The sequence below is a fragment of the Candidatus Villigracilis sp. genome, assembly GCF_057083605.1.
The window spans coordinates 22,082-34,864 of record NZ_JBXMTI010000102.1; the positions used below are offsets into that span (position 1 = coordinate 22,082).

The 12,783-nt window shown below is 49.3% G+C and carries 14 protein-coding genes and 1 riboswitch; of the genes, 10 read left to right on the forward strand and 4 right to left on the reverse strand.

Annotated elements, in window-relative coordinates; translation table 11 throughout:
- Position 1: 1 nt before the first annotated feature.
- The 7 genes from AC14M5_RS14960 to AC14M5_RS14990 all read left to right on the forward strand — a co-directional run bounded on the left by AC14M5_RS14960 (position 2) and on the right by AC14M5_RS14990 (position 6,399).
- The gene (locus AC14M5_RS14960) at positions 2-376 is read left to right on the forward strand and encodes a response regulator transcription factor (protein ID WP_484030485.1); all 375 of its coding nucleotides are present in this window, start codon (positions 2-4) and stop codon (positions 374-376) included.
- 6 nt (positions 377-382) lie between these two features.
- Positions 383-1,171 (forward strand): alpha/beta fold hydrolase, encoded by a 789-nt coding sequence (locus AC14M5_RS14965; protein WP_484030486.1) that lies wholly within the window; start codon positions 383-385, stop codon positions 1,169-1,171.
- 77 nt (positions 1,172-1,248) lie between these two features.
- Positions 1,249-1,378: riboswitch (TPP riboswitch) on the forward strand.
- Between the two features lie 30 nt (positions 1,379-1,408).
- Complete coding sequence (locus tag AC14M5_RS14970) at positions 1,409-2,107, forward strand: thiamine diphosphokinase (RefSeq protein WP_484030487.1); 699 nt, start codon at positions 1,409-1,411, stop codon at positions 2,105-2,107.
- Positions 2,104-3,138: a thiamine ABC transporter substrate-binding protein gene (locus tag AC14M5_RS14975; protein WP_484030488.1), complete on the forward strand. Its 1,035-nt coding sequence runs from the start codon at positions 2,104-2,106 to the stop codon at positions 3,136-3,138. The genes AC14M5_RS14970 and AC14M5_RS14975 overlap by 4 nt, the downstream gene beginning before the upstream one ends.
- A gap of 110 nt (positions 3,139-3,248) precedes the next feature.
- Positions 3,249-4,931: an ABC transporter permease gene (locus AC14M5_RS14980; protein WP_484030489.1), complete on the forward strand. Its 1,683-nt coding sequence runs from the start codon at positions 3,249-3,251 to the stop codon at positions 4,929-4,931.
- Positions 4,931-5,953, forward strand: coding sequence for an ABC transporter ATP-binding protein (locus tag AC14M5_RS14985; RefSeq protein WP_484030490.1), 1,023 nt, complete (start codon positions 4,931-4,933; stop codon positions 5,951-5,953). The genes AC14M5_RS14980 and AC14M5_RS14985 overlap by 1 nt, the downstream gene beginning before the upstream one ends.
- A complete protein-coding gene (locus AC14M5_RS14990) occupies positions 5,941-6,399 on the forward strand; it encodes a ribonuclease FAU-1 family protein (RefSeq protein WP_484030491.1) in 459 nt (152 codons plus the stop codon). Before AC14M5_RS14985 ends, AC14M5_RS14990 begins: the two co-directional genes overlap by 13 nt.
- Positions 6,400-6,427: 28 nt before the next feature.
- Here AC14M5_RS14990 and AC14M5_RS14995 read toward each other — a convergent pair whose 3' ends face one another.
- The 3 genes from AC14M5_RS14995 to AC14M5_RS15005 form a co-directional block, all read right to left on the reverse strand.
- Positions 6,428-6,601, reverse strand: a complete 174-nt coding sequence (locus tag AC14M5_RS14995) for a hypothetical protein (protein ID WP_484030492.1) — start codon at positions 6,599-6,601, stop codon at positions 6,428-6,430.
- Positions 6,602-6,987: 386 nt separating this feature from the next.
- A complete protein-coding gene (locus tag AC14M5_RS15000; RefSeq protein WP_484030493.1) occupies positions 6,988-7,590 on the reverse strand; it encodes a DUF4126 domain-containing protein in 603 nt (200 codons plus the stop codon).
- Positions 7,591-7,718: 128 nt separating this feature from the next.
- A complete protein-coding gene (locus AC14M5_RS15005) occupies positions 7,719-8,558 on the reverse strand; it encodes a DUF2085 domain-containing protein (RefSeq protein ID WP_484030494.1) in 840 nt (279 codons plus the stop codon).
- Between the two features lie 106 nt (positions 8,559-8,664).
- On the opposite strand from AC14M5_RS15005, the gene AC14M5_RS15010 reads away from it, so the two are divergent.
- Complete coding sequence (locus AC14M5_RS15010) at positions 8,665-9,747, forward strand: 6-phosphofructokinase (RefSeq protein ID WP_484030495.1); 1,083 nt, start codon at positions 8,665-8,667, stop codon at positions 9,745-9,747.
- A gap of 105 nt (positions 9,748-9,852) precedes the next feature.
- Here AC14M5_RS15010 and AC14M5_RS15015 read toward each other — a convergent pair whose 3' ends face one another.
- Positions 9,853-10,983: an aminopeptidase gene (locus tag AC14M5_RS15015; RefSeq protein ID WP_484030496.1), complete on the reverse strand. Its 1,131-nt coding sequence runs from the start codon at positions 10,981-10,983 to the stop codon at positions 9,853-9,855.
- Between the two features lie 164 nt (positions 10,984-11,147).
- Here AC14M5_RS15015 and AC14M5_RS15020 point away from each other — a divergent pair, with 164 nt between their 5' ends.
- Positions 11,148-12,416, forward strand: coding sequence for a radical SAM protein (locus tag AC14M5_RS15020; RefSeq protein ID WP_484030497.1), 1,269 nt, complete (start codon positions 11,148-11,150; stop codon positions 12,414-12,416).
- 153 nt (positions 12,417-12,569) lie between these two features.
- The coding region (locus tag AC14M5_RS15025; protein WP_484030498.1) for a ubiquitin family protein at positions 12,570-12,783 on the forward strand (214 nt) is incomplete at its 3' end.

Genomic DNA, 12,783 nt, shown 5'->3' on the forward strand with positions numbered 1-12,783 from the left:
AATGGCAAGGATACTAATAGCAGAAGACGAACCAGATATCCGCGAATTGGTGGCCTTTACTTTGCGATTTGCAGGCCACGAGGTTACCGCTACTTCCAATGGGGAGGAAGCGCTGCATCAGGCCGGGCAGATCATTCCCGATATTATTCTTATGGATGTGCGTATGCCTCGCATGACCGGCTACGACGCCTGCCGCGCCATGAAGGCAGACCCTGCGTTGAAGGATATCCCCATCGTTTTCCTTTCAGCCAAAGGACAGGATTCAGAGATTCAAACCGGGCTGGATGCAGGCGCAGAAGAATACCTGCTCAAACCCTTTGCCCCCGATCAACTTGCCGAACGTGTGAAAGCCATCCTGGCAAAATTTGGAAAATAAATGTAAATGAGCGCGATCATTCTTGATGGTTCGATGGTGCATTACGAGGCTTTGGGACGCGGCCGTCCCGTTGTCTTTCTGCACGGCTGGGCCGGCTCATGGCGTTACTGGATCAACGCCATGCAAGTTGCCTCCACATCGTTCCGCGCCTATGCGCTCGATCTCTTCGGTTTCGGCGATACCAGTCGCGACCCCTTGCGCTACACTCTTGAAAAACAAGCCGACCTCGTCAATCGGTTTCTGGAAGAAATGGGAATTGGTAAAGTTGCCCTCGTCGGCCATGATCTTGGTGCGTTGGTCGCCTTTTCCTTCATCAAACAATGGCCCAAAAGCGTAGATCGCGTGATGGCGATCAACTGCCCGCTGGAATACGCCTCGCTTAACACACGTATGCGGACAGCTACCGCAACTGAACTTGTCGAATGGCTGACGTCGCGCACACCTGAAGCTGTTGCCGCCCTTTCAGACGCCTCCAAAGTGGATCCGTTAGCTGTTTCTGCTTCGATGGCAGGGCTCCAGGCGAATAACATTTTTTCCGAAGTGCGTAACCTGGGTGTGCCAAGCTTATTCGTTTATGGTTCCAATAACCCAGCCATCATCCTGCCGTCTCAGGAAAAGGCCGATGCGCTCCCAATGCATATGCACCAGGTAAACCTTGAAGGTGTGGGCCACTTTCCGATGGTTGACAACCCCACCCAATTCAACCGCCTGATGACCGACTTCCTCGCCCTGGACTCTGGAGCCAGCCCCCGCGAACTCCAAATGAAGGAAGAGTGGAAGCGCAGAGTAAGATAGCAAAGAACGGGATAACATCTCGTTCTTTTTTGTCTTGACATTCCCAACCCTGAGTCATATACTGACTGTGAAAAATAAATAATTGAACGGGGAGCCTGCCTCCCGAGAGACATCGGGACTTCGCAACAGGCTGAGAGGAGCGTAACTGCTCGACCCGCATTACCTGATCTGGTTAATACCAGCGGAGGGACTCTTGATTTACCAACAGCCATCCATCCTCCGCCTTCGGAGGATTTTTTGTCTATAAAACGCACCATCATCTTTGCCAACGGCGAACTGCCCGATAAAGAAAAGGCCCGCGCTATCCTGCGCCAGGACGATTTCATTATTGCCGCAGACGGCGGCACACAACATGCCCTTGCGCTGGGGCGAACTCCCAGGGTCATCATCGGCGACCTCGACTCACTGCCGGAGGGATTTAAACCTTCGGTTTTCAGCGGCGAAATTATTCTATATCCCAAAGACAAAAACGAAACTGACCTTGAACTTGCCATTCAACATGCGCTGACGTTGAACACAGAACAGATCATTATCATCGCGGCACTGGGAGGCCGCCTCGATCAAACCCTCGCCAACATTGCCCTGCTGGCTGACCCTCAACTTTCGACCCTTCGACACGGTGAGCGAAAGCCGAACCGTCAGGGTAACGCCTTTGACGTTCGCCTTAATGATGGGGTGGAGGAAATATTCTTTTGCCGGGACCAGGCCCAAGTCGAAGGAAGAAGCGGAGATATTGTCTCGCTCATCCCCTGGCAGGGAACAGTCGAAGGTGTCCGCACAGAAAATCTCAAATGGCCTCTTCAATCTGAAACTTTGTATCCCGAAAAAACACGCGGCATCAGCAACGAAATGACAACCGATGTTGCGTCTGTTTCAATAAAAAGCGGTTTGCTTCTAGTCGTGCATCGCTTTAATTATATGGAGCCTAAAAAATGAAACCCACTATTCACCTTTTAATTTTTACACTGATTCTGGCATCCTGCGCGCCAGTGCCATCAGAACCTCAAGCCATCACGGTCATGACGCACGATTCCTTTGCGATCAGCGAAGATGTGATTAATGCTTTTGAAGCGGATAACAACGCAAAAGTTTCCTTCCTGCAAAGTGGTGACGCGGGGACTATGCTGAATCAAGCCGTCCTCACCAAAGACGCCCCCCTGGCGGACGTTCTCTTCGGCGTGGATAACACATTTCTCTCCCGCGCATTGGATGCTGATATTTTCGAGGCTTATCAATCGCCTATATTGAGTGATATTTCTGCCGAATTTATTTTGGATGGCACGTATCACGCCCTGCCCGTGGATTATGGCGATGTGTGCATCAATTACGATAAAAAATATTTTGCTGAAAATAATTTGGCCGTGCCGCAGACCTTTGAAGATCTTGCAAAGCCTGAATATAAAGGTTTGCTGGTGGTGGAAGACCCCGCTACTTCATCGCCGGGGCTGGCCTTCATGCTTGCCACGCGCGTACAATTTGGTGATGGCTATCTCGATTACTGGAAGAGCCTGAAAGAAAATGGCGTGGTCGTTGTGGATGGTTGGGAGACAGCCTATTACACAAACTTTTCCGCCTCCTCTGGAAAAGGCCCGCAGCCGATGGTTGTCTCGTATGCTTCCAGCCCCGCCGCGGAAGTGTTCTTCGCCTCCGAGGCACTGACCGAATCTCCCACTGCCTCGATAGTTCCTGAAGGCATGTGCTTCCGTCAGATCGAGTTTGTCGGCATCTTGAAGAACACACAAAACCGCGACCTCGCCGAAAAATTTGTAGACTATATGCTAAGTAAACAATTCCAGGAAGATATGCCGCTGAATATGTTTGTTTATCCCGTCAATCAAAATGCGCAACTTCCCGATGTCTTTGTCCAACACGCACAGGTCGCAGAACAGCCTGCGTCGCTTACCTATGTAGAAATCGCGATTAATCGCGATGCCTGGATCGAAGCCTGGGCGGAAGCAATGAAATAAAAAAGAACAACCGCAGAGACGCTGAGAGCGCAGAGTTAAGAAAAGGTCTTCTCCGTGTACTCGGCGTCTCTGCGGTGAAAAAATAAAACGTGAACTCTCAGTACATTTATATGAGGAAAAATATTACAGGTATTCGTGCCCGTCTGTCTGTCTATTCGCGCCCACTTCTCTGGCTCGCCCCTATTCTTTTCCTGACCGTATTTTTCTTCCTTCCTCTCAGTAAAATCCTTGCCCTCACTTTTGACCTGTCCACAATTACCGACCCAAACAACTTACAGATCACATATCACGCATTACGCTTTACTTTTTATCAAGCAACTCTCTCTACTCTCCTGACTTTTATCCTCGGTCTTCCATCAGCAATATTATTTTCCCGCTTCAACTTTCGTGGAAAACCATTGCTCCGCGCCCTTACTGCTGTCCCTTTCATGCTCCCCACAGTTGTCGTTGCCTCAAGCTTTAACGCGCTATTTGGCAATCGCGGCTGGCTCTCTTTCCTCTTTCACCTTTCTCCTGAGTTCGCTACTTCCAAAACTTTTTTCTTTTTACTTATCTTGTTAGCCCACGTTTTCTACAATACCACCATCGTCATCCGCATCGTTGGCAACGCCCTCTCCCGCCTCGACCCCAAACTGGAGCAGTCTGCCCGTTCCCTCGGCGCGGATTCACTCCGTGTGTGGAGGCACATTACCCTGCCCCTCCTGCGTCCATCATTGCTGGCCGCTGCCTTGCTCGTTTTCCTTTTTGACTTTACCAGTTTTGGCGTAATCCTCCTGCTCGGCGGCTCGAACTTTTCCACGCTTGAAATTGAAATTTATCTGCGCGTCCTCAAACTCCCCAACCTACCTCTTGCAGCCATGCTTTCCGTGGTTCAACTCATTTTTACAATGATCTTTTCCATTCTTTACACGCGCATCATTAATCAGGTTACCACCCAGACCGCCCCGCGCTTTTCCACCTCGCGCCCTCCAAAATCCATCAAAGAAAAATTTTTTGTCGCAACACTCTTTCTCTTTCTTTCCTCTTTCTTCTTTCTTCCATTAGCATCTCTTCCCATCCGCTCATTCACCCGCCTCGAAGCAGACCGCGGCCAGCGTGCAGATGTTCAATATGGTTTTACGACTGATTATTACGAAGAACTTTTTATCAATCGTCGCGGCTCCCTGTTTTACGTCCCGCCTGTGCAAGCCGCCTTCAACTCACTCGGGTACGCATCTGTGACAGTTCTTCTTTCGCTCATGCTTGGTTACCCTGCCGCATATGCGCTTGCCAAACCAACCCGCCTCGAAAAATTTCTTGACCCATTCATTATGCTTCCGCTCGGTGCATCTGCGGTGATGCTTGGGCTTGGCCTCATTCTTTCTTTTGGACGTGCCCTCGCTTCACCCTTCTTTGTTCCCATCGCGCATACACTTGTTGCATTGCCATTTGTGATCCGCACGCTTCAGCCTGCGCTTGCCTCCATCCCTGAACGGCTGCGTCAAGCCGCTTCCACTCTGGGCGCTTCGCCTTTTCGCGTTTGGGAAACAGTTGATTTACCAATTCTTTCACGCGCCACACTCAGCGCCGCAACTTTTGCTTTTACCGTTTCGCTGGGTGAATTCGGCGCGACCCTTCTGCTGACTCGCCCCGAATACCCAACTATTCCAATTGCCATTCAGCGCTTTCTTTCACAGCCTGGCGGACTCAATTATGGTCAGGCCATGGCGATGGCAACCCTGCTGATGCTTATCACTACGATCAGTATTTTGATCATCGAAAAATTGCGCCTGTCCGATACGGGAGAATTCTAATGCTCGAACTTCGAGACATTTTCAAATCATACGAAAACAAACCCCTCCTGCGTGGCATTTCATTCACCGTTGCAAAAGACGAAACTATTTGTCTGCTTGGCGCATCGGGCAGCGGTAAATCCACACTCTTGCGGATGATCGCTGGATTGGAATCTCCTGAAAGCGGACAAATCCTGTTCAATGGCATTGACCTGGCCCATACACCGCCTCACCTCCGCGACTTTGGCTTGGTCTTTCAAGACTATGGGCTTTTTCCTCACCTGAATATTTTTAACAACATTGCCTTCGGTTTGAAGATGCGCAACATCCCAACGAATGAAATTCAACTGCGCGTGGCCGTTTTGTTGGATCAAGTCAACTTGACAGGCTTTGAAAAAAGGAAAGTAACTGAGCTTTCTGGCGGAGAACAGCAGCGTGTGGCGCTGGCCCGTGCACTGGCACCTAACCCGCGCTTGTTGATGTTCGATGAACCTCTCGGTGCATTGGACAAGGCTTTGAAGGATGACCTGTTGAATGAATTACGAGACATCCTGCATCGGACAAAGATTCCCGCGATCTATGTCACTCATGACCAGGAGGAGGCTTTTGCCATTGCAGATCGTATCCTACTGCTGCATGATGGAGAAATTATCCGCGATGGCAAACCAGATGATGTTTGGAAGAATCCAAATTCAGAATGGGCTGCGCGGATGTTGGGTGTGGGCAATGTCATCGAAGGCGAAGTTGTATCAGCAAATAAAGTAAAAACAGAATATGGCGTGTTTACTTTAATTTGTAAACACAAGCACAAAATAGGAGATACCATCCCCTTGTTGCTGAAACAGTCAGATGAGGGGATGGATGAGATAAAGCTCAAAGTGGAGGATGTACTTTTTAAGCGGGACCAGTTTGAGATTAAAGCAGGAAGCGCTGCCCTGAGTGGCGGAGCCGTATCGAAGGGCGAGTTAGTCTTCCACATGAAAGAGTCGCCAAAGGTCGGTCAGATTATCAAGGTGCGGGTTAGGGTAGAATGTCTCGCATGAAAGTTTTGAAGAAAAATCTGGTGGGTGAGGTGATGTGGCAGTATGAAGGCCATGTATTGCATCGCGATGAAAACTCTGTGACGATTGAAGCATTGTTCAACCGCGATGATTTGCCTTTTATGGATGTTGTTTTGAAACGGAATGACCGATTCGTTGAAACGTTTTATAAGAACAAATGGTATAACGTTTTCGAAATTTACGATCGCGATGATGGCAACTTGAAGGGCTGGTATTGCAATATCACGATGCCAGCCGAAATTGAAGATGAGGTTGTATCCTACGTTGACCTGGCTTTGGATCTGTGGGTGAATGTGGATGGCAGGCAGACAGTTTTAGACGAAGATGAACTGGCAGATTTGAAACTGGATGAGGAACTGCAGAAAAAAATATACGACGGTTTACATGAATTGCAGGAGTTGTTGAAAACAAAAAATCCTCCGTTTTGAAACGGAGGATTTTTTGTCTTGATTAGAATTAAATCATTTGCTGGGCAAGGCTGAGCAGGGCGTCACCATTGTTCCACAGGTACCAGCCGCCAATTGCGCCGACACAACAGCAGCAGAGCAATACGACAACAACAACACCGATGATGAGTCCTTGATTGCTCTTTTTCGGTTCCTCGCCGGGGGTTACAGGCATTTCAGACATAATTTCTTCTCCTTTTTATGAATGTTGCACAAGGGCATATGTGCATTATATCGCTTGTCTCGTAAATAACTAAAGTTGCTACCATACTCCCGCCGTGTCATGCTGAGGGCCACACTCCCTGCACTGAACGCAGGACGGTGTGCTCCGACACTTGCACCGAACGCAAGTACGGTGTGTCCTTCGGGAGGGCGACACGTTTCTTTATTCTGCAAACTATGAAATCAAGCGGAGGATGTTAACGAGTGAAAAATCTGAGTTCTCCAGAATGTACTGACCCACTAATACGAAGGCGCAGCATAGACAAAATAGTACAACCGCACCGACCACAATATATAGAACGGTGTTTTTCTTTTTCGGTGGTTCAGATGGGGTGTTTATTTCTTCTGTCATTTTTTCTCCACTGGGTTATTAATTACATCGGCGGTCTCGGCTTTTTCTTTTCTGCTCCACCACCACCAAAGGAGCAAAGCCAACGATATGACCAGAACAGTTCCCATAATGATCGGGATCATGATCGCCAGTACAGATGCGATAAATGCCAAAATATCTTCTGCTATTGAAACAGGGACGTTGCCCGCGCCCGCCGTAGTGGCCGTAACAGCCGGGCGGAGCGCCGCTGCTTTCACCGTATGCACGCTACCCGCGATAAGCAATCCACAAGCTAGTGCCAGCAAAGGATTGACATCGGTGATGACGTTGGCGCTGGCGGCGAAGGCGATGGCTCCCGCTACCGGGCGGACAACCGTTTGGATGAGATCGTTGGCATGATTCACGGCGGGGACTTTATCCGCGACCATCTCAATGATGACGAGTATGCCAAGCAGGATCAGAATCCAGGGATTGGCGAGCAGGTCAAAGGGTTGGTTGAGGTTGAGTGTACCTGGAAAGTAATGCGCGATGACACCTACCACAAGCAGTGGTATATAAGCGTTCAACCCCGCGCTGGCGGAGAGCCCGAATGCAGAGAATATGCTAAGTAGTAATTCCATTTTTTTCTCCTTATTTATATAGCAGACCTGACATGTCTTAAATGGGCCACGTTAATCACAAATCCTTGCGTGGAAAAAAAGCTGCGGAAAATCAGGGATTCTCGGAGACATGTCAGGTCTATTACGATTTATCCTGATAACCCAGGGAAGCCGCTCCATGTGCCTGTAAATTGTAAACGGAGTAGGTCAATGCTGAGGATGAGGAGCAGGGCTAAGGTCAGGCCTGAGGCGAATGGCAGCCAAAGTTGACGTGGATGATCGAAGGTGTTGTCCTGTTTCATGATGATGATCCACAAAATGGCAAAGACTATTACGAGCAGGGCTAGTGTACCCAGAGCGCTGATGTATGCGATGGGATATAGAACGATTGGGCTGTCTGTGAGGACAAGTAAATTTAAGATAATAACCAGTGCGATCAGAATGCCAAATGATTTCCATTCCAATGCGGGACGGTCATCTATTTCACGCCAGAGCGTTTGATTGACAATGGGATATAGCACCGCCGCAAGTGCAATGCCCATGCCGCTGCCTGTAAAGAGTCGCAGGGTGTTATTGGGTATGTAAAGGTTTGGTATCTGGTCAAGTGTGCCATCTGCGGTTTGTTTGAGTAAATACAAATAGGAATTGCTTCCGTCAATGCCAAAGGCCAGAAAGAAGAGAACAAGAACTGCGATGATCCCGCGTGAAGGAAGTTTGCTTCGCTTTCCGCTCATGAAAACCTGAAGGATTAATGCCATACCTGCGGCGTAGAATTCACCTGTACAGCGCGCGCAGAGCGGCAGTTGGCGGTCACCAATTTGAAAGGAGCGGGCATCGATGCGGTGACAAACTGCGTAGCCGATGGCATCCAGTTTGCCAAGCGCGCCTTCGGGTGAGATGTACATCCATGCGCCAAAAGCGATGATCGCCGCAATGGGCACGAACCATTTGGTAAAGGATTGAAATATTGTTGTCTGAGTTGTATTCATCGGTCACATTATATGGGGGATGAGCGCGGATTGCAAGAAAAGGTTTAATATATCGATTATGTGAATGAGTTATCATAAGCATACCCGACGACAAAGGAGTAGCACGATGAAAAGAATCGGAATTCTTACAGGTGGTGGTGATGCACCAGGGTTGAATGCCGTCATCCGCGCGGCGGTGAAGACTGCGATCAATGAATATGGGTGTGAAGTCTTTGGAATCAGGAATGGATATGATGGATTTCTTGAAAAAGACGGCATTATTCCGCTTGGCATGGATGAGGTGCGTGGGATATTACCGCGCGGAGGGACAATTCTCGGCGCGGCCAATCGCGGAAACCCCTATGCCCGCAAGATGATCCGTGACGGCAGGGAAGAGACCATTGATGTTTCGGATGAAATTGTGAAGGGCATCAAGAAATTGAAAATGGACGCCTTGCTGGTTTTGGGTGGCGATGGCACGTTGCACATCGCGCATGAACTTGCTCAAAAAGGTGTGCCCGTCATCGGCCTGCCCAAAACAATTGATAATGATATTGGCGGCACAGAAGTCACCTTTGGTTTTGATACTGCGCTAAACATCGCCACTGAAGCATTAGACCGTTTGCATTCCACCGCCGAGTCACATCACCGCGCCATGGTGCTTGAATTGATGGGACGTGATGCAGGCTTTATTGCTCTTCATGCAGGCATTTCTGGCGGTGCGGATGTGATCTTGATTCCAGAAATTCCATTTAAGTTTGAAAGTGTAATGGCGAAGATCCATGCCCGCGCAGAAAAGGGACGCCACTTCAGTATTCTGGCCGTGTCTGAGGGAGCAAAGCCCGAGGGTGGTGCGCAGATATTTTCCCGCAAAGGGAATGAAATATATGTGCCGCGTTTAGGCGGGATCGGACAAGTGGTTGCAGAATACATCGAGGGACAGGGTTTCGAATCACGCGTGACCGTGTTGGGGCATCTGCAGCGAGGCGGCACTCCCACCGCCTTTGACCGCTGGCTCGCAACTCGCTATGGCGCAGCCGCTGTCCGCCTGGCTGCCCGCAGCGGATTTGACCGCATGGTGGCCTTGAACTGCGGCGAGATCACAGACCTCCCTCTCGAAGAAGCGACAGCCACACTCAAAAGGGTAAACATAAATGGCGATGCAGTGATCACAGCTCGCAATATTGGAATTTCATTTGGGGATGAATAATTCCCTCTCCCATTTTGGGACGTGTGCCCGATAGGGTAGAGGGCTAGGGTAAAAAAAGAAGGTTGAGGAACATCCTCAACCTTCAAACTTTTAAATCTGCTAACCTTATAACCTATTTTCAAACACAAACTGACCATTCTTATAGAACAACACACCGTCCACAAGGATTTCTGCATCATTGCGCATGTCGCAGATCATGTCCCAGTGTATGGAACTCTTATTCTTTGAACCAGTTTCGGGGTAGCCTGCGCCGAGCGCCATGTGGAAGGAGCCGCCGATCTTTTCATCGAATAGGATATTACCCGTAAACTGCTTAATGTCGAAATTCGTTCCGATAGCGAACTCACCGAGATAGCGCGAACCCGCGTCGCTATCCAAAGTCTTGAGCAGAAAATCCTGATTCTTTTCGGCTTTGGCAGTTGTCACTTTTCCATTGGAGAAGGTCAACTCTGCGCCTTCCACACTTGTGCCGCCATAATTTGCAGGATAAGTGAACTTCACCCAGCCATTAACCGAATCTTCCACAGGGCCGGTATAAATTTCACCATCAGGCATATTGAATGTGCCAAAGGAATTCATGAATGTGCGCCCCTTTACCGAGAGCGTCAGATCCACATTGGGGCCGCGCAGGATGACTTGATTTTTGCCTTTCATAAATTCCACAGCAGATCGCTGTTTTTCTTCCACACTATTCCAAAACGCAATTGGGTCTTCTTCATTCGCGTGCACAGCGCCGAAGACAAAATCTTCATATTCCTTCAGGCTCATGCTTGCGTCCTGGGCATAGGCTTCGGTAGGGTAGAGGGTGGTTACCCATTTGAATGCTCCCTCTCCACCGCGCTGCATTTGTGCCTCGGTAATGACCGAAGTGGCCTTGTTGCGCCTTTGAGTTTTTGCAGGGTCGATATTTGAAGTGCCTTTTGTGTTGGTCGCCGAGTGAATGCGAATGCGTCCTTCGAACTGGTCATATGCCAGTTTGTAAAAGGTCGGCACAAAATCGAGCTGCGTATCTTTTGCGTAAGTCAGATACATTTCATCCTGGCTGAACGGCATCATGCCGGGCAGGGCCACCATCAAATGCGGATGCCCGCCTTTTTCCAGGATCTGAATATACAATTCACGCAGTAATGGTTCTGCTGCAGTTGTGCCTTCGAGCAATATGCGGTCACCGGGTGCCACGCGCGCGGAGTGCTGCACCAGCACGTTTGCGAATTTTGAAACACGAGGATCAGCCAAGGGAATGCTCCTGAAATGGAATGGCAAAATTATATCACCTTCATTATTTTCAAATCATTTGAATACCATTGCCCGGTCACTGAGGAAATGTAACTTTCGTCACGTGAAAATTCCACGAAAACGGATATGATGGATAAGCATTGTTTTATTTGCAAGGAGAAAACATGACTGTCTTATCGACGAAATCCACAACCGCCTGGGCAGAAGTGGATGAACAGGGACGCCTCATTCTTCCGCCCGAAGTTGCTCGGCAATACGGGCTGAATCCTGGCTCAAAGGTTCGCCTCGACGAAGGCTATAACTTTGTCCGTATGCACCGCCCGGTGACGCACCTCACCAAAGTCTATATTGAGCCAACCGTTGATTGCAACCTTGACTGCATCACTTGTTTTCGCAACGCATGGGAACAACCCATTGGGCGCATGACCGAGGAGACATTTGAAAACATTCTGAGCGGCCTCAAGCAAATGGACTCGATCCCCAGCGTGTACTTCGGCGGCATTGGCGAACCTCTCTTTCATGTCAAAACCATCGAATGGATTCGGCGCGTTAAAGAACTTGGCGCGAAAGTGGAACTCATTACCAATGGAACCATCCTCACCGAGAAAAAATGCCGTGAACTGATTGACGCAGGACTCGATATCCTTTGGGTTTCGCTTGATGGGGCCACTCCCGAAGGATATGCAGATGTACGCCTGGGAGCAGAACTTCCTCGCATTCTCGAAAACCTGCGGCGTCTCTTCAAAATGCGCGGCGGCGGACATTTCCCCAAACCTGAAATCGGCGTCGCCTTTGTTGCCATGAAGCGCAACATCAATGACCTGCCCAAGATCATCAAGATGGGACATACCTTCGGTGCAAAATATTATTCCGTGAGCAATGTGCAGCCTGCCACCGCTGAAATGCAGGAAGATCGCCTTTACACGCGAACCATGCGTAATATTGCTTATTTACCTTCACCTGTTTTGCCAAAACTCAGCCTCCCCAAAATGGATTTCAACGAGGACACCCAGGCAGCGTTGACCGAAGTTTTTAATAGCGGGTGTAACATCAGCTTTGCAGGCAATAACTGGGGTGGAGCGAACGATGTGTGCAACTTCGTCGAAAGCGGTACCATGTCTATTGCGTGGACGGGGGATGTCAGTCCCTGCTGGCCGTTGATGCACACGCACACAAGTTACCTGCATGGCAAGCCAAAGCTCTCAAAGAAACATGTGATCGGTAACGTTAGGGAAAAAACTATCGAAGGGTTATGGCTTGACCCTGCTTACGTGAGGTATCGAGAGCGTTTGCATAACTTTGTTTTTGCGCCATGTACCTTCTGCGGCGGTTGTGACCTCTCCGAAACCAACGAAGAAGATTGCTTGGGCAACACCGACTCGCCCGTCTGCGGCGGCTGCCTCTGGGCGCAAGGAATTATTCAGTGCCCATAATGTTTGCCGTGTTACTCTGAGCGACACTGCATCGCACTGCGTTTGTTCAGTGCAAGCGTAGCGAAGAGTCTCTTACATAATTTCTAAAGCAAACTAGTCAAGACGAACGACAAATTCATTCTGCTTTTGGTATACTCCCGTTTGGAGAGGAAAATGCAGATCCGTTTTTACGCCAACATGCGGACTATAGTGGGACAGGAAATTTTCGATGTCGCCGAATTGAAAGGCGACACGACTCTGCGTGGTTTGTTGAACATTCTCATCGAAAATTTCCCCAATATTCAATCCTATTTATTTAACGCAGCGAATGAACTTTTGCCAGATGTGCCGATCTTTGTCAACGGGCGCAACCAGATCGGAAGAGCAC

Excerpts from the sequence above, each read along its gene's own strand:
- AC14M5_RS14960 (WP_484030485.1), top strand. The coding sequence starts at position 2 with ATGGCAAGGATACTAATAGCAGAAGACGAACCAGATATCCGCGAATTG.
- AC14M5_RS14965 (WP_484030486.1), top strand. The coding sequence starts at position 383 with ATGAGCGCGATCATTCTTGATGGTTCGATGGTGCATTACGAGGCTTTG.
- AC14M5_RS14975 (WP_484030488.1), top strand. The coding sequence starts at position 2,104 with ATGAAACCCACTATTCACCTTTTAATTTTTACACTGATTCTGGCATCC.
- AC14M5_RS14980 (WP_484030489.1), top strand. The coding sequence starts at position 3,249 with ATGAGGAAAAATATTACAGGTATTCGTGCCCGTCTGTCTGTCTATTCG.
- AC14M5_RS14985 (WP_484030490.1), top strand. The coding sequence starts at position 4,931 with ATGCTCGAACTTCGAGACATTTTCAAATCATACGAAAACAAACCCCTC.
- AC14M5_RS14990 (WP_484030491.1), top strand. The coding sequence starts at position 5,941 with ATGTCTCGCATGAAAGTTTTGAAGAAAAATCTGGTGGGTGAGGTGATG.
- AC14M5_RS14995 (WP_484030492.1), bottom strand. The coding sequence starts at position 6,601 with ATGTCTGAAATGCCTGTAACCCCCGGCGAGGAACCGAAAAAGAGCAAT.
- AC14M5_RS15000 (WP_484030493.1), bottom strand. The coding sequence starts at position 7,590 with ATGGAATTACTACTTAGCATATTCTCTGCATTCGGGCTCTCCGCCAGC.
- AC14M5_RS15005 (WP_484030494.1), bottom strand. The coding sequence starts at position 8,558 with ATGAATACAACTCAGACAACAATATTTCAATCCTTTACCAAATGGTTC.
- AC14M5_RS15010 (WP_484030495.1), top strand. The coding sequence starts at position 8,665 with ATGAAAAGAATCGGAATTCTTACAGGTGGTGGTGATGCACCAGGGTTG.
- AC14M5_RS15020 (WP_484030497.1), top strand. The coding sequence starts at position 11,148 with ATGACTGTCTTATCGACGAAATCCACAACCGCCTGGGCAGAAGTGGAT.